This is a genomic window from Roseibium sp. RKSG952, assembly GCF_009711355.1.
Window position 1 is genome coordinate 63,869 of sequence record NZ_SMMF01000959.1, and the last position, 16,422, is coordinate 80,290.

Genomic DNA, 16,422 nt, shown 5'->3' on the forward strand with positions numbered 1-16,422 from the left:
CGTTCTCCAAAATCTCATCATTATTAACCTGTCACGGCCATGTCTGTCACACGCCGAAAGTTCCACAACGAATTGGACTCAACGCAAAAGACGGGTTGCGCCTAGTTATGCGGGACGGGCGCAAGATTCCAGAGGGCCTGCAAAGAATAGGAGGATACATGACCATTAACACACGCTCTGGCCCTCAGCAGTTAAGTAATCCGTCGCTTCTAGCGCCACACAACTTCTCCCAAAAATATGTAACCAGCCCCATATATCGTCTTGATTAACTGAGGGTTTTTGGGATCTTCACCCAGTTTGGTCCGCAATCGGGAAATACGTACATCCATTGCCCGATCAAAGCTTTCCCCTGCGGCACCGCCCAGCATTTCCTGCATCTGGGCCCGGCTGATCAGACGTTTCGGGCTTTCGAGGAACAATCGCAACACCTCACCTTCAGCGTGGCTGAACGTGGTTTCGGCGCCGCTCTCATCTTCCAGCACATAGCGATCAAAATGGGCCGTCCAGCCGTTAAATCCTGCTGTTTCCGAGCTTTGCGCCTGTGTTTTTGGTGAACGTAACCGCGCGCGGATACGCGCCACCACCTCGGCCGGATCAAAGGGTTTGGTGATGTAATCATCCGCTCCAAGCTCCAGACCGGTCACCCGGTCCTGAACCTGTGCACGCCCTGAAATGATGATCACTGCCGCGCCCTGCTCCAGCGCCAGACGGTGAACCAGTGCCAAACCATCCGTATCCGGCAAAGACAGATCAACCAAACAGACATCCGGTGTCACGCGCTTGAGTGAGGCTTCGAATTCGCGCGCGCGGGCAAAGCTCTGTGTACGAAAGCCAGCCTCTTCCAGTGCATCAGTCAGAATCCGGCGTATCTCAGGCTCATCGTCAAGGATGGTCACCAGCGGTTGGGTCATCAGGCAGCCTCGGTTCGGATCAGGGCAGACAATTGCATACCGGTAAACGGCTTTTGCAGCACCGGCGCAAGGCCAAGCGCGCGCCGATACAACGGGTCGTCATGGGGCAGCGAGGTCATCAGGATACAGGGTACGGAATGGTTCAGTTTCTCGACAAGATCGATACCCGTCCCCGCACCCTCCAGGCGGATATCCGACAGCACAAGCCCGATATCACCGATATCCTTGGTCAGGGCCAGCGCTTCATCGACCGAAGTTGCCTCGATCACCGAGCAGCTCAGTTCGATAAGCATATCGCGGAACTGGCTGCGCAGTTCATCGTTATCCTCAACCAGCAGCACCAATCCTTCGCGTACCGGAGGTGCCGGTCGGTAGGGCAAACGCAACACAACGGACGCACCCGACGGGGTATTGCGCAAGTTCAGATCTCCGCCTGCCAGCTTGACCGTGTCATAGACCATCGGCAGTCCCAGCCCCGAGCCATCACTGCCCTTGGTTGTGAAGAATGGGTTCAGCGCCTTCTTCAATGCCTCGGACGAAAATCCCGGGCCGGTGTCTGAGACGGTGATTTCGATCCAGATGTTGCCAATTGCATGGGCGCTGATGGTGATCTGACCGGATGGTCCGCAGGCGTCGCGAGCGTTCAGCACCAGATTCAACAACGCATCCTGCACCATCCCCGGATCCAGCATCAATGCCCCATCCGGAAGTGTATTTACCACCGAAAGCCCCACACCGCGCGGCAGAGAGGGGGTTGCCAGAATCCGCAAATCCTCCAACAGCGCCTTCATGTCTGTTGCTTGCGGATGGGGCGTTCTGTTGCCCGTCATATCAGCGATCCGGTTCAACAGTTGCCCCCCGCGCCGGGCGGTTTGTTGGGTGGCCGAAACGAGCTCGGCCGCATCATCGGGCAGGTTCATCCGGTCCAGCTTGGCCTGCATCCCAAGAATGATGGTCAAAAGGTTCGAAAAGTCATGAGCCAGCCCGCTGGTCATCTGGGCGGCCATGGCGCGCCTGCGTGTCTGTTGCAGCGCGACGCGGGCTTGCGTCTCTTCAGTAATATCGACCGACATCACGTATACACCACCCTGTTCATCGGGGGTGAACGAGACCCGGATACGGCGAGAATCCTGATCCTCGGTGAACTCGAAAACCGAAGGCTGGCCGGAATAGGCCCGTTCCAGATGCGGTTCCACCCTGTCGAAGGCCGCGGCACCAAGAGCTTCGGAAATGTGTAGACCCAGAATCTCGGACGGTCGGCCCGGCATCACGGAACTCAGGCGGCGATTGGAATAATCATAGCGACCACTGGCATCCAGATGGGCAATATGTGCCGGCATCATCTCGGTCGTCATGCGCGTCCGCGCTTCGATCTCGGTCAGCTGCCGCTTGGCTTCTTCCAGCGCCGTGATTGTGGCGGCCAATTTCCGGTTTGTTGCCGACAACTCTTCTGCATGGCTCAAAAGCTGACCGGACAGTTCTTCGGATCGGGCGCGCAGCAATTCTTCAGCCCGTTTTGTACCGGTGATATCAGTATAAACCGCAACCCATCCACCAGCTGGCAATGGCGCACCTTCGATCGAAATCACCTGCCCGTTCGGACGGACGCGTTCCATATAATGCGGCTCGAACGCCAACGCCTGTTCAACACGGACATCGACCATCTCATCGACATTCTGATCGTCACCGTATTCTCCGCGACTGGCCAGAAAGTGAATCGTGTCGTGAAACGACGCCCCGGGCTGCACGAGCTTGTCGGGCAAATCGAACATTTCCTGAAAGCGAAGGTTGCTGACAACCAGCCGCAACTGACTGTCATAGATCGACAGCGCCTGACCGATCAGGTTCAAGCCGGCGGTCGTCATCGCCTTGATACGCTGTTCGCTTATGTCCAAATCGTTCCTCCCCGGGACATATGCGTAACATCAGATCTGATGCAGGTGTAGAGGGAACGGATGCGACCTGTTGGCCCCTAGGGTCTTTTGCGCGCGATCACCCAGACCGGGTGATAGGTCAGCGATACGCCCTGCGGCGTGGCGAACGCTCGATTGTAGTCCTCACAGAACGCGGCCAGCGTGGAACGCGTCCAAACTTGGGCCGCGCGGCCATTCACACCCGTTTTCCGCAAATGGCGGAGTACATGCTGAGGGGTGTCGAACCACAACTTGCGACGTTCTTGCCAAAGGTCCACGATTTCCATCTCGTCTCCGGCAGCCTTTAAAGCCTGAGCCAGAACATCGGGTCCACACAGACCCGGAGCCCTCGAGCCCGAGCCAAGATGCACAAGCTCAGCATACTGATCCTGCCCAAATCCTGAAATCGCCAGCCAACCCCCGGGTGCGAGAGACCGGGCAGCGTTGGCCACCACATCCTGCGGTGTATCCAGCCATTGAATCGTCGATGTCGATACAATCAAATCCTGCTGCACCGGCCAGGCTACATTGCGAATGTCCCCGGATCGAAACTCAGCACCCCATAGATGGGCTGTTTCGCTGGCTTCGGGCATCAAGTCGTTCAGGATGACGTTTTCCAGACTGAAACGCTGATGCAGCGCTTCGGTAAGATGCCCGGTCCCGCACCCGATCTCGAAAACAGAGCTGTATGAATTGGGTGCACCCAGATCGGACAGGCGTTGCGCCAGTTGCTGCGCGATCCGAGCCTGCTGACCTGCTGAATCATGATAGCTCTGGAAACTGCGGCTAAAGCTGCGCTGCACGCGCGCGGAGGTCATGGCATTCATGCGAACCACTCCTTCCAGCTTTGGCCAGCAAGAAAAGGCTGATGAGAGGCATCAATCAACCGAACCCGTTCTGCCTGCGCGTGCCACGCCGTTTCCTGCGATTTGGTGGGGATAATCCTGTCTCGCTTGGCGATCCAGATACGGTCGAATTGTGTGTCAGGTGCCTTACCACGTTGGTCGATTACCCTAAGTTCATCCTGAGCGGCAGCAATATCCAATGCCGGGGGCGTACCGTTCAAACCAGCACGACGGCAAAACCGGGCAAAGCTGGCGCTGGTCAATCCGTCAGCCGTTGCCTCAACAGTTTCAGGGGAAATGCCCCGTTCGACATCAGCCGGAAACAGCGTCCCGTTCACCGCCACCAGTTGCGAAGGTTTCAGGGGCACAGACGCCAGCCAATGTGCAGCGGATGCAACGCCAAAAGAATAGGCCAGCAGTCGCACCTGATCGTAGCTGCTGGTTTCAGACAACTCATCCGCAAGGTCGCGAAAGTCATCTACGACCAGCACGTCCCCTGACCCGCTGAGCAAGGCGAACGGCGCAGGCCCAAGGGCCCACCCGCCAAACACAAGGGTCAGTTCAGACCCGCCTTCGCGCGCCAGCCAGTGTCGTCTCATGCATCCCCCCTTGCGAGGTCGATCATCGCTGTCGTGACACGGCTCAGGTCATCCGGAGAGATAATGTAGGGCGGCATGCAATAGATATTGCGCGCAAAGGGTCGAAGCCAGACACCGGTTTCCGGTGCACGCTGATGGGCGATGCGGGGATCAACGGTATCGTTCATCTCAATCACGCCAATCGCGCCGAGCACCCGAACATCTGCAACGCCGGGCAAATCCCGGGCTGGCGCAAGCTCAGTGGTCATTTGAGCCTCGATCTCAGCAACACGTACTTGCCAATCGCCATTTTCTAGCAGGCCAAGGCTTGCGATGCCCGCGGCGCAGGCCAACGGGTTCGCCATATAGGTCGGGCCGTGCATGAACACACCTGCCTCGCTGTCGCCAATGCCGTAGGCCACTTTCCTGCTGGTGACCGTCGCGGCAAAGGAGATGTGGCCGCCAGTCAGCGCCTTACCCAAACAGATGATATCCGGCGTGATCCCCGCATGATCAATGGCGAACAGGCGCCCTGTTCGACCAAAGCCAGTGGCGATCTCATCGAAGATGATCAGAACATCATGCGCGTCGCACAGTGATTTCGCCCCACGCAGCCAATCGGGGTGATAGAAATACATACCACCGGCGCCCTGCACGATGGGCTCAAGGATAAGCGCCGCGATCTGATCGCCCTTTTCCTTCAATAACTGCTCAAGCGCGGCCAATCCGTTCTGAACACCATCATCAATCCAGTCATCACCCAGCCGAACCTGAGGACGCGGCAGGAAGTGCTGGATCGACAAAGCGCCCCGGAACAGGCCATGCATCCCGTTGACCGGGTCACAAACGCTCATCGCCTTCCACGTATCGCCATGATAGCCGCCGCGGATGGTGGCAAATTCGACTTTACCGGCCCGCCCATGAGCCATTTGGTATTGCACAGCCATTTTCATCGCGACTTCGACCGAGACCGAGCCACTGTCGCAGTAGAAAATGCGGTCCAGACCTTCGGGCAGCATCGACACCATCTTTTGACCAAGCTCGATCGCCGGATTGTGGGTAAGCCCGCCGAACATGACATGGGGCATCTGCTCCAGCTGTTGCTGCATCGCTGACACGATGGCCGGATGACGATGACCGTGGATCGTGCACCACCATGATGACATGGCATCGATCATTTTCGTACCATCTTCGCGGAACAGGTAAACACCTTCGGTCCGATCGATCAGATGCATCAGGCCGGGATCGGCCACGTTCGTGTAGGGATGCCACAAATGGCTTGCGTCAAACTCCAACGGTGTCACAGGGCACTCCGGATTTTGTCCATGTCGATAGCCTGAAACGCCTGCATGAGGGTTTCGCTGTTCAGGTTGTCGATCATACTCAGACGCCCCAGATGTGGAACATCGGACATCTGGATGATGGTCTCTTCCACATCGGGTTCAGCCGCGCCGACAAAGGCTACACCGACAACCGGACAACCAGCATTGCGTAATGCCATCAGTGACAGGGTCGTGTGGTTGATTGTCCCCAGCGCGGTACGCGCCACAAGGATCACCGGAGCCTTCCATCTGGCAAAAAGGTCAAGATAATAGGCCTGTCGGGTGAGCGGCACCATGATCCCCCCTGCCCCTTCGACTACCAAAGGGCCATCAACCTCAGGCAACGCCAGTCGATCCAGATCGATCTCGACACCCATATCCTCGGCCGACAGATGGGGCGAGGCCGGCATATCCAACAGGTAGGTTTCCGGCAGCACCGGCTGACCGGACAACTCTGCCACGATCTGGCTGTCGGTTGCGTCCTCCAGACCGGATTGAACCGGTTTCCAATAGTGCGCACCCAGAGCTGCGGTCAGCCCGGCTGAGAAGATTGTCTTGCCTATTCCGGTATCGGTTCCGGTCACGATCAGCGCGGTCATTGGGTATCCGTTTGCTGGTTGGCGATGGCCTGAAACAGGGCCGTAATGTCGTCGTTTGTTACATTGCCCGTGATCGACACGCGCAGGCGCGATGTGCCTCGCGGGACGGTTGGCGGGCGGATGCCTCTTACGTCAAAACCAAGCTCCTGCAATTGTTCGGCACGCCTCATGGTTGGTTCATCGGCACCAATAATCACGGGCATAATCTGGCTATGAAAACCACCCAGTCCTCCTAGGCGCTGCGCCTCGGAATGCGCATGGGCCATCAGATCCCGGGCGTGAATTGTCAGCGCATGGCTTTCCTGCAGTGCTTTGATCGCAGCGCGAACCAGGGCCGCATCAAACGGGGACGGGGCAGTGGCGAATATGAACGGACGTGCCCGGTTGATCAGGGTATCAATCATGGGCTTTGGACCACAGATCAAACCACCGCTGACACCCAATCCTTTTCCACATGTATGCAAGGTCAGAACCTCGGCATCCAACCCATGGGCCAACCCTTGCCCCTGAGCCCCAAAAACACCTGTTGCGTGGGCCTCGTCCACGACCAGCACAGCGTTTTCAGAACGGGCAAAAGCCGCCAGTTCAGTCAGAGATGCAAGGTCACCTTCCATGGAATACACGCTTTCCACGGCAATCCAGACCTGACCGTTATTGCTGGCCTGCCAGTCCGCCAGAACCTGACGCGCCGCGCTAACGTCGTTATGTGGAAAAGCGAGAGTTTGCGCTCGCCCAAGACGCATCCCTTCATGCGCGCTGGCATGGACCAGCTCATCATGCAGGATCAAATCGCCCGCAGCGGGAAGTGTTGAGAAGATCGCTTGGTTGGCCTGAAAGCCACCGCCCATGAACAGTGCTGCTTCGGCACCAAAGAACGCCGCTGCTTCGGCCTCCAACCGCTCATGCTCGGGATGGTTGCCACGCAATAGTCGCGAGCCACCCGAACCCAATGGGACGTTCCGAGCCAGCGCGTCCTGCGCGGCTTGACGCATCAGATCCGACCCCGCGAGGCCTAGATAGTCGTTTGACGCGAAATCCAGCCCATGACGGGGTGCAAGCTGACGCAGGCGATGGCGTGTTTTCAGCACATCCAACGCCCGGTCCAGCCTTGCGGTGGCTGTCATTCGGCAGCCTTCAGGCACGCTTCGGATTCAGGTTCCATAGGCTGAATACCCAATTTGGCGAACAGCAGCGCATCGCTGCTTTCTTCGGGGTTCTCAGCTGTCAGCAGCGTATCGCCTGCAAAGATCGAGTTTGCGCCGGCAAAGAAACACATCGCCTGCATCTCGTCGCTCATGTCGCTGCGGCCAGCGGACAGACGTACATGAGACTTTGGCATCATGATCCGGGCCAGCGCGATGATGCGAACGAACTCAATGGGCTCAATAGGCTTGGCATCAGCTAGCGGGGTGTCTGCCTGTGGCATCAGCATGTTGATCGGAACCGAGTCCGGCGCTTCGGGCAGATTAGCCAGGGTCACCAGCATGTCGATCCGGTCTTCGCCGTTTTCACCCATGCCCAGAATACCGCCCGAACAGACCTTCATGCCTGCCTCGCGAACGCGGTTCAGCGTATCGATCCGGTCGGCGAAAGTACGGGTGGTGATCACCTCGGGGTAATACCGTTCCGAAGTATCGATATTGTGGTTGTAGTAGTCGAGCCCGGCATCCCGCAACTGAACCACCTGATTGTCATCCAGCATCCCCAGCGTCATGCAGGTTTCCATGCCCATTGCCTTGACGCCTTCGATCATGGCAACCAGCGCATCCATGTCGCGGGCCTTGGGCTCGCGCCAGGCAGCACCCATACAGAACCGGGTCGACCCCGAAGCGGCGGCTTTGCGCGCCTCGCTCAGAACACGTTCGACCTCGATCAGCTTTGACGCGCTGAGCTTGGAGCCGTTGCGGGCAGATTGCGAACAATAAGCACAATCCTCAGCGCAACCCCCTGTCTTGATTGAGAGCAATCGGGACATCTGTACCTTGTTGGGATCAAAGTTCTCGCGATGAACGGTTTGAGCCCGGTAAAGAAGATCCATCAGCGGCAGGTCGTGAATTGCCTGCGCAGTTTCGCGCGTCCAGGTGTTCGATGTAGCCGACATTTTATAGATAATTTTTCCCGATGATTCAGATTCACTCGGGTTTATCAATAAAGTCGAAAAACGCAACAACTTCGATGTCACAGGCAGGGTTCTGCCTGTGACTTATCGAGGGCCAGTTAGCCGTGCAGAGGTTTACCCTGCGAAGCGCGATAAGCTTCTACATATCCCCGTGCGACCGAACGGACCGCGCGCCCGATCTGGGAATAGGCCTCGTCCGGAAGATTGGCGAACGACACCCGCGCAGACCAGCCAGGCGCGTCAAAGCCGCTGCCGTTCAACAGAACGATGCCATAGTCTTCGGCCAGCTTGAACGCGATATCCAGCGGATGAACGTTCTGCTTGATCCAGTCGACGACATCCTCACCAACATATTTGCGCAACCAGAACTCGAAATCGATAATGCCGTAATAGGCGTCGTAGTTTTCGCCTGCATCCACCTCGATCCCCATCGCCTCGGTCAGCATTTTGAACCGGCGATGTACCAGTTCCATACAGGCAGTCTGATAGGCTTTCTTGGTATCCACCAACTCGCACAGCGAGAACAGCGTCATCATCATCTGCTGCGGCAGGGACAGACCCGCAGTATGGTTCAAGGCGACATCCCGGCTGTCGGCAACCAACCTGTCGATGAACCTAATGTCGCGCGGTGTCAGACTGAGTGTGCCATAGCGCTTATCCAGCTTCTGTTTGATATCCTCGGGGTGATCAGCCAGCTTGAGGTCAAAGATGTTATCTTGTGCGACGGCGATGACCCCAAGCCGCCAACCGGTGCAGCCAAAGTACTTGGAATAGGAATACACTCCGATGGTGTTGCGGGGCACATACCCCATGACGGATGTAAAATCATGCACGAAGGTGCCGTACACATCATCTGTCAGAACGATCAGATCAGGCCGGTGATTTTCGACAAGATCGGCAAGCTTTTCCAGCGAAGGTTTATTCAATGCGACCGAGGACGGATTGCCGGGATTGACCAGAAAGAACGCTTTGACCTTGGGATCCTTGAGCTTTTCAACCGCCGCATCAGTCAGCTGAAAACCATCTTCCTCATCCGTTTCGACATGTACGGACTCAAGGCTGTAATCCTCAAGCTCGGGCATTTCGAGATAGGGCGTGAAGATCGGCGTGCAAAGCGCAATGGTATCTCCGGGGTTCAACAACCGGTTGGCTTTTAGCGTCTTGAAGATATAGCACATAGCGGCTGTGCCGCCTTCGACCGCAAACAGATCGAACTGCATGTCTGGTCGGCGACCTGAACACATGGCCCACATCAGGTATTCATGTGCGATGACGGCGTTGTGCTTCAGAATACGGTCCGGCACGGGATAGTTGTCGCCGATGATCGAATCCGTCAGCTCGTGCACGAACTCATCGGGATCAAAATCAAAGGCCGAGATCGCATGGGCGACCACTTCAAGCAATGTGTCAGTGCCCGGCATAGCTGCATTGGCGCTGGCCCATTTCTGCAGCCGATCGTGACAACCGGCCATTGCTGGCATACCGCCAATTCCAGCAGGATGGTTCATGACACGTTTGGATTCAGTAACCGCGAATTGCCCCAGCGCAAAAAAGGCCTCGCGCGGACGGGTCGCCACCCAGTTCGGGTTGCCGCGACCTGCGTTCAGGAAAGCGCTGTTGGACTTTCTCGCTTCGGCCGAAGCCAGTTGGATCAGTTCATCTTTGATCTGAAACGGGCTAAGCGCTTCGTAGTCGTGCAGCTTTAATCTGTCCATTGGTCAAACCTCTCCAAATCAGCTCAATATCAAAACAACGACCATACCAAAGATGGTCAGCAGCGTGTTGCCGATGGCATAGGGCATTCCGTAACCAAGGGCAGGAATGCGGCTCTGCGCGGCCTCCTGAATCATACCCAGCGCGGCTGTTGTCGTCCTTGCACCTGCACAGGCACCAAACAGAATGGCCGGGTGAAACTTGAACACGTAATGCCCGACATAGACCGAAAAGATCATTGGCAGCGAAGTCGCTACGATCCCCCAAAGTAACAGCGCGATACCCGCCTGCTGCAAACCGGCCACGAACCCCGGCCCTGCCGATATACCGACAACAGCAATAAAGACGTTCAGCCCGAGAGTGTTCATCAACCACAGGGAAGGCGCAGGAATACGGCCAAAGGTCGGATGCACCGTGCGCAGCCAGCCCAGCACCAGACCCGCCAATAGCGCGCCACCGGTTGTCGACAGGCTGATGGGGAAACCGCCCATCATGATCGCCAGCGTGCCAATCAGCCCACCGATGAAAATACCCCATCCGACAAACGCCAGATCAGTTGTGTCGACAGGACGATCCGCATAGCCGATCTCGGCAATCGCCGCTTCGACATGTCGCTTGCTGCCAAGGATCGTCAGGATATCGCCGCGGTGCACCTCGGTGCCGGGCAAGAGAGGCAATTCCAGCATGTTGCGCGACAGTTTTGAGACATAGACCCCACGCGCGACCGGCAGCTTGCCCAACTCTCCTAGCGTTTTACCGTGCAGGTCCTTGTTTGTAATCAGGACATCCAATTTTTCCGACGGAATGCTCAGCAATTCAGGCGCATCCGCCTCTTTCAGGCTCGTTTCCAGCAATCCAACCAGATCACCGCGACGGCCCGAAAACATCACGACATCACCGGCCTGCAATACAGTGTCGGCGTCAACCTCGATAATCTTGCCATCCCGGCGCAGACGTTCGGCGTATATCCGAACACCCGGCAGCAGGTCCTTGACCGGCTTTCCAAGCAGATCGCTGCCGTCCGGAATTTCAAAGGCGCGCGCTTCAATCGCGCGATAGGCTGAGACGATCCCGTCGCCAGTCTCGACTGCGGATGCACCGCCAAGCTTGGCCTCATACTCTTTGCAGGCTGCCACCAGATCGACCCCGATCAGCCGCGGCCCGATTTTGGCAAGGATAATCGCCGAACCGATTGTTCCGTATATATAGGTCACCGCATACGCGACAGGAATTTGGTTCGCATACTTCTGCGCTTCATCCGCGGGTAGCCCCAGTTGATTGATCTGATCAGTCGCCACACCAATGGCAGCAGAGATAGTCTGAGATCCGGCATAGAAACCCGCAGCATAACCGAGTTCCAGCCCGGCAACCTTGGCCGATATGAGCGGGACGATCAGACACAAGGCCAGAACACTGAGCGCAAAGAATACCTCTCGCGCGCCATCAACCTTGAGGCCGCGCATGAATTGCGGACCAACACCATAGCCGACGGCAAAGATGAACATAATAAAGAAGGTCGATTTGACGGCTGAATCGATATCAATATGTGCCTGACCTATCACAACCGCCGCCAGCAGCGTACCGGTGACCGACCCCAGGCTGAATCCCATGAACTTCCATGGCCCCACCAGAAACCCAATACCGATAGCCAGAAACACCGCCAGTTCAGGATAGGTTCGCAGAATATTCACAAACCAATCAATCATTGCCCACCTCCCACATTCAGGCTCGGAACGCACCGAACTTGTGGGCAGGCAGAACACCAGAAACACCGTACCGTTCTCTGGAATTCCGAGCCGCCCGTCCGGCCCAATTCAATCAGAACAGGAAATCTTTGAGGTCACGATACCCTAAGTATCGGGTTTGTCTAGAATTATCCGAATATCAGAAAGTTTACGGCATCATGCTGCCGGGACCCGGAGGCGTAGATTGTGTTAGCGAACAGTGTCGAGCAAAAGCAAAGCCCTAACCCACATTGTTATGTCTGGCGATCAAGATCACAGCAGGATCATCAGACGGGCGTATTCAACCCCATCTCGATAAGCGCAAGGCACCCAAATCCCGCCTGGGTTGTTTGGTTTCCGAAAGTAAGCCACAGTATGGACACACGCTGACACGCGCAGAGTATCTTGCGCGGTTGGCTGACGCACCGGGCAGGAGGCGTTCGTTTTGCGCGATAGTTTTTGATAGACGGCGACACGGCAAAGCAAGGAACCAAGGCACTAAACCGGCCCCTGCTGGGTATAAACTTCTTTGCAGGCGACGTCACCGCAGGGTTTGGGCCGTATCTGGCAATTTATCTGCTGGCGCAGTTGCACTGGTCGCCGCAAAGCATCGGCTTTGCACTTGCACTTGGGTCCATCGTAACCGTTCTGGCACAGACCCCGGCCGGTGCGCTAATCGACTGGACCGATGCGAAACGTGGCTTGATGATCGCATGTGTTACGGCCGTCGGGGTGGCCGCACTTACCCTAGTCATCTCTGACCAGAAATATGCCATTTACGGCGCCCAGACCACGATGGGTGTGGCGTTGGCCTTCCTCGGGCCGTTGATTGCCGCGATTACACTGGGTGTGGTTGGTCGAGAAGCCTTTACGCGGCAAACAAGTGCCAATCAGGCGTGGAACCACGCCGGCAATGTCGCTGCCGCGGGAATTGCCGCCGGTCTCGCATTGGCAGGTTTTGTTGACGGGGTGTTCGTACTGATCTCGGTTATGTGCGTGGGCATGATCGGCTGCACACTTTTGATCAAGCCATCGCAGATCAATCACGAAGCAGCGCGCGGTGGCGTGGCGGAGGATAGTACCGGTCAAGAAAAGCCCAGCGGATTTGCCACGATCCTCAGCGACAAACGACTGATCATTTTCGGCGCATCCATTGTCCTGTTTCATTGCGCAAATGCCAGCATGCTGCCCCTGGTCAGTCAAAAGGTGGCCAGCGGCGGCGACACCAAATCAGGGATCGCCTTTACGTCGGCCTGTATTATCTCTGCCCAGTTCATCATGATCGGGATGGCGGTCCTATGCGGTCGCACCGCTGATAGCTGGGGGCGCAAACCCCTGTTCCTGCTCGCGTTTTCGATCCTGCCAGTTCGCGCTGTGCTCTATACGTTGACAGATAACTCGGTGGCGCTGGTGGCAATCCAATCTCTAGACGGGGTAGCAAACGGTATCTTTGCAGTGCTGTTTCTGCTGATCGTGTCGGATGTGACTAAAGGAACTGGTCGCTTTAACGTGGCGCAGGGTGCGCTGGCGGCGTTGGTCGGTGTCGGTGCATCAGCAAGCAACCTGATCGCCGAAGAAATTGTACAGCTAAGCGGTTACGATACCGCCTTTTATTTCCTGGCAGGCGTTTCACTGCTGGGCGCCCTGATCTTTGCAACCCTAATGCCCGAGACCGCCCAACACGCGCGTCACGATCAGAACAGCGGCGAAAGCCCGGAGACCCCGTAACCTTCAACAACAAGCCGGAGAGAACCTCGTGTCATTCAGCCTTGCGGTTTCGATTGCCGTCTTCACGCTTATCGCGATACGCGAATGGCTGCCCTCATTTCTGAAAATCTGGCACGTGATGACGGCAGGCGCGTTTGTTCTGATAGCAACGGGAACCATAACACCCAAAACAGCACTGGACGCGATTGACTGGAACGTCATGCTGTACCTCTTTTCGGTCTTTTCCATAGGTCGCGCATTGTATGAAAACGGCATCTCGCACCGCATCGCGGGCTGGATGGTGGGCTGGCGCACCCCTGGTGTTTCTCTGGTCGCGTTCATGATGTTGTTTGCACTTGTTGCAGCCATACTGACGAACGATGCCGCCGCAATTATCGGAACTCCGATCGCATTGATGCTGGCACATCAGACAGGCGCAGATCAGCGCACCTTTCTGATCGCCCTTTGTGTGGCAGTTACCATCGGCAGCATGACAACGCCGATTGGCAATCCGCAAAACCTGCTGATCGCCGCCAGTGGCGAAGTGCCAGCACCCATGGTGACCTTTGTTCACTGGCTGATCGTTCCAACCCTTATCTGTCTTGGCGGCAGCGCGCTGTGGCTTTCCAAGCGAATGGTGGTGACAACACCAGAGGGCGGGTCTACCGACATGACAGACACCACCGAAGGCACGCAATGGCCTGTCCTTCTGGCCATTGCTGTTTTGGTTGTTCTGGTCACTGTCGAGAGCATTCTGGCAGCGACAGGATCGGATTTTGGTTATCCTCTGGGCGTTGCCGCCGCAATCGCCTGCCTACCCGTATATTTGTTTGATGGCGCACGCATGAGGACTTTTGTTCGTCTGGACTGGCCGACGCTTGTGTTCTTTGTCTCAATGTTCATTGTAACCGGCGCGCTGCTCGATTCCGGGTCACTGCAATCCATTCTGGGTGAAGAGCGCGAACATATGAACGAGCCGTTGGTGACGGCCGGCATCAGTTTTTTCGGCAGTCAGATCTTTTCGAATGTACCCTTGGTGGACATGTATCTGAAGTTGTTGCCGTCCTTTGAAGTACCCAACCTGATGATGTTGGCCGGTGTATCAACATTGGCGGGCAACGTGTTCATCATCAGCGCAGCCAGCAATGTCATCGTGCTTCAGATGGCAGATCGAATGGGTGCCACCGAGGTGACATTCACCCAGTTCATGAAGGATGTCCTGCCCATCGGCATCGTGTCGACAGGCGTGACAATCGGATGGATTCTGCTGTTAGAGGCACATCTTTCAGGCAAAACCTTCTGACAATATCAGCTAGCCATACCTGCGCTGTGATTTCGCGCCTTCAGAGGTCAGCGAGTATAGCGAAAGAGTGTGATCCATATTGCGCATCCTGTGGCGCAACATCTGGCGACCAAGCCGCGCAAGCTCCGCGGCAAATTCAGGCTTATCAGCAACGTTTTCCAGCTCTCCCTGCCCCTGATGGTCAAACAGCATCGGAGGCAAGTCGGCTGCAAATTCCACCAGGGTAAACCGGTCATCGCGCAGGATCCCAAGACACGAGTCACTGTTTCCGGTACCCAGTATCTTCTGCCATTTTGTTGCGGCCTCAGGCTCGGAAAAATCCAGTTCGCTGAAGGAATAATTGCGCCAGTCTTCCGGCGTCTCACCCCGGACCAGCGGCAACAGAGACCGGCCATCCATCGAATTCGGAATATCCTGCCCAACCCAATCCAGAATTGTAGGCGTGATGTCGATGGATTCTGTCGGAGCATCGATCACCGCGCCCGCCTGGCTTTGGTTCCCCGGCATCCGAATTATCAGCGGCGTATGATAGGCCGCGTCATAAACCGACATCTTACCCCATGAGTGGCGATCACCCAGCATCTCACCATGGTCTGCGGTAACCACCAGCAGCGTATCGTCATATTGCCCGCTATCTTTGAGATATTGGACAACACGGCCGATGTGATGATCCACCTCAGTCGCCAGCCCCAGATAAATTGCCCGCAGCGTCTGTATATTTTCGTCCGTTGGCTCAACCTCATCAAAGCCGTGCACAAATTCTCGCGCAGTATAGGTATCCAGTGTTGGCCCAAAGAACGGATGGACCCTGACCTCATCCTCGGGCGAGGCCAGACCCGCCGGCATCGGAATGGAGGCAGGATCATACATGTCATTGTAAGGCGCCGGCGCTACCAACGGCGGGTGTGGGCGAATATAGGTCAGATGGGCGAACCAGTTCTGTTTGTGATAGGCCGCAATCCCGTTCAAAAATGCATCCGTCAAAAAGGCGGTATCACTATCCTCGGCGCGGTAGAGGGCCGGGTCGTTCAGCTTAGGCTCACCCCCGTTCGGTGAAACCGGCTTGTAGACATCCCAGTAGTTCTCAAACTCATACCCTTTTTGCATCAGATGCGACTGCCATGGATAGGATTCTTCCATTCGCATCTCGACCACTTCGTGGAACCCGTTCATGGGATTTTCGTATGTCTTCAGTACCGGGTCATTCGCATCAAAGGCACGCGGATCTGCGGATGTGTCGGTATAGCCGAACAACATCGGCAGATATCCCGCTTTGCGCATTTCAGTGGCGATGTTGGGTATGTCGTGGCGCAGCGGCGTACCGTTGCGAACAGACCGGTGGTTCATCGCGTATTGCCCTGTCAACAGGGATGCGCGTGAGGGGCCGCAAGGGTTGGTGACCGAAAAATGCCGGTTGAACGTAACCGCCTCATCCATGAAGGCCCGTATGTTTGGCAAATCGACATGATCCGCCAGCGCCCCCGTCAGACAATCTGCCCGAAGCTGGTCGATGATGATGAACAGGACATTTCCGGCTTGCCGCATGATGACATCCTCGATTCAAAGCCCGCGATTCTGAGGCGGACTGTGTCGCGGATACAAAAGGCGCGCAAGACATTTTGGATCAATGACCGATATTTGTCGGCATATGACCGCAACAGAGGGTATTCCCACCATTCATGTGGCTA

13 protein-coding genes are annotated in these 16,422 nt (G+C 56.4%); 2 read left to right on the plus strand and 11 right to left on the minus strand.

Features of this window, described 5'->3' with window-relative positions; all coding sequences use genetic code 11:
• Positions 1-209 precede the first annotated feature (209 nt).
• The 10 genes from E1297_RS40365 to aspT form a co-directional block, all read right to left on the minus strand.
• Positions 210-911, minus strand: a complete 702-nt coding sequence (locus E1297_RS40365) for a response regulator transcription factor (RefSeq protein WP_155148340.1) — start codon at positions 909-911, stop codon at positions 210-212.
• Positions 911-2,806: a PAS-domain containing protein gene (locus tag E1297_RS40370; RefSeq protein ID WP_155148342.1), complete on the minus strand. Its 1,896-nt coding sequence runs from the start codon at positions 2,804-2,806 to the stop codon at positions 911-913. Before E1297_RS40370 ends, E1297_RS40365 begins: the two co-directional genes overlap by 1 nt.
• Positions 2,807-2,883: 77 nt before the next feature.
• Positions 2,884-3,651: a methyltransferase domain-containing protein gene (locus E1297_RS40375; RefSeq protein WP_155148344.1), complete on the minus strand. Its 768-nt coding sequence runs from the start codon at positions 3,649-3,651 to the stop codon at positions 2,884-2,886.
• A complete protein-coding gene (locus E1297_RS40380) occupies positions 3,648-4,268 on the minus strand; it encodes a pimeloyl-ACP methyl esterase BioG family protein (RefSeq protein ID WP_155148346.1) in 621 nt (206 codons plus the stop codon). The genes E1297_RS40375 and E1297_RS40380 overlap by 4 nt, the downstream gene beginning before the upstream one ends.
• Positions 4,265-5,551: an adenosylmethionine--8-amino-7-oxononanoate transaminase gene (gene bioA, locus E1297_RS40385; RefSeq protein ID WP_209016292.1), complete on the minus strand. Its 1,287-nt coding sequence runs from the start codon at positions 5,549-5,551 to the stop codon at positions 4,265-4,267. Before bioA ends, E1297_RS40380 begins: the two co-directional genes overlap by 4 nt.
• Positions 5,548-6,168, minus strand: a complete 621-nt coding sequence (gene bioD / locus E1297_RS40390; protein ID WP_155148347.1) for a dethiobiotin synthase — start codon at positions 6,166-6,168, stop codon at positions 5,548-5,550. The genes bioA and bioD overlap by 4 nt, the downstream gene beginning before the upstream one ends.
• Positions 6,165-7,292 (minus strand): 8-amino-7-oxononanoate synthase, encoded by a 1,128-nt coding sequence (locus E1297_RS40395; protein ID WP_155148350.1) that lies wholly within the window; start codon positions 7,290-7,292, stop codon positions 6,165-6,167. Before E1297_RS40395 ends, bioD begins: the two co-directional genes overlap by 4 nt.
• Complete coding sequence (bioB, locus tag E1297_RS40400; protein ID WP_155148352.1) at positions 7,289-8,269, minus strand: biotin synthase BioB; 981 nt, start codon at positions 8,267-8,269, stop codon at positions 7,289-7,291. The genes E1297_RS40395 and bioB overlap by 4 nt, the downstream gene beginning before the upstream one ends.
• Before the next feature lie 116 nt (positions 8,270-8,385).
• The gene (locus E1297_RS40405) at positions 8,386-10,002 is read right to left on the minus strand and encodes a bifunctional aspartate transaminase/aspartate 4-decarboxylase (protein ID WP_155148354.1); all 1,617 of its coding nucleotides are present in this window, start codon (positions 10,000-10,002) and stop codon (positions 8,386-8,388) included.
• 18 nt (positions 10,003-10,020) lie between these two features.
• Positions 10,021-11,706, minus strand: coding sequence for an aspartate-alanine antiporter (gene aspT / locus E1297_RS40410; protein ID WP_155148356.1), 1,686 nt, complete (start codon positions 11,704-11,706; stop codon positions 10,021-10,023).
• A gap of 477 nt (positions 11,707-12,183) precedes the next feature.
• On the opposite strand from aspT, the gene E1297_RS40415 reads away from it, so the two are divergent.
• Together E1297_RS40415 and E1297_RS40420 are read left to right on the plus strand one after the other, a co-directional pair.
• Positions 12,184-13,452, plus strand: a complete 1,269-nt coding sequence (locus E1297_RS40415) for an MFS transporter (RefSeq protein WP_155148358.1) — start codon at positions 12,184-12,186, stop codon at positions 13,450-13,452.
• 28 nt (positions 13,453-13,480) lie between these two features.
• Complete coding sequence (locus E1297_RS40420; RefSeq protein WP_155148360.1) at positions 13,481-14,734, plus strand: SLC13 family permease; 1,254 nt, start codon at positions 13,481-13,483, stop codon at positions 14,732-14,734.
• Between the two features lie 9 nt (positions 14,735-14,743).
• Here E1297_RS40420 and E1297_RS40425 read toward each other — a convergent pair whose 3' ends face one another.
• Entirely contained in the window at positions 14,744-16,279 is a 1,536-nt protein-coding gene (locus tag E1297_RS40425; RefSeq protein WP_155148362.1) for an alkaline phosphatase family protein, read from the minus strand.
• Positions 16,280-16,422: the final 143 nt, after the last annotated feature.

Bases quoted from the DNA above. Each gene is read 5' to 3' on its own strand.
- E1297_RS40365 (WP_155148340.1), bottom strand. From the start codon at position 911: ATGACCCAACCGCTGGTGACCATCCTTGACGATGAGCCTGAGATACGC.
- E1297_RS40375 (WP_155148344.1), bottom strand. From the start codon at position 3,651: ATGAATGCCATGACCTCCGCGCGCGTGCAGCGCAGCTTTAGCCGCAGT.
- E1297_RS40380 (WP_155148346.1), bottom strand. From the start codon at position 4,268: ATGAGACGACACTGGCTGGCGCGCGAAGGCGGGTCTGAACTGACCCTT.
- bioD (WP_155148347.1), bottom strand. From the start codon at position 6,168: ATGACCGCGCTGATCGTGACCGGAACCGATACCGGAATAGGCAAGACA.
- E1297_RS40395 (WP_155148350.1), bottom strand. From the start codon at position 7,292: ATGACAGCCACCGCAAGGCTGGACCGGGCGTTGGATGTGCTGAAAACA.
- bioB (WP_155148352.1), bottom strand. From the start codon at position 8,269: ATGTCGGCTACATCGAACACCTGGACGCGCGAAACTGCGCAGGCAATT.
- E1297_RS40405 (WP_155148354.1), bottom strand. From the start codon at position 10,002: ATGGACAGATTAAAGCTGCACGACTACGAAGCGCTTAGCCCGTTTCAG.
- aspT (WP_155148356.1), bottom strand. From the start codon at position 11,706: ATGATTGATTGGTTTGTGAATATTCTGCGAACCTATCCTGAACTGGCG.
- E1297_RS40425 (WP_155148362.1), bottom strand. From the start codon at position 16,279: ATGCGGCAAGCCGGAAATGTCCTGTTCATCATCATCGACCAGCTTCGG.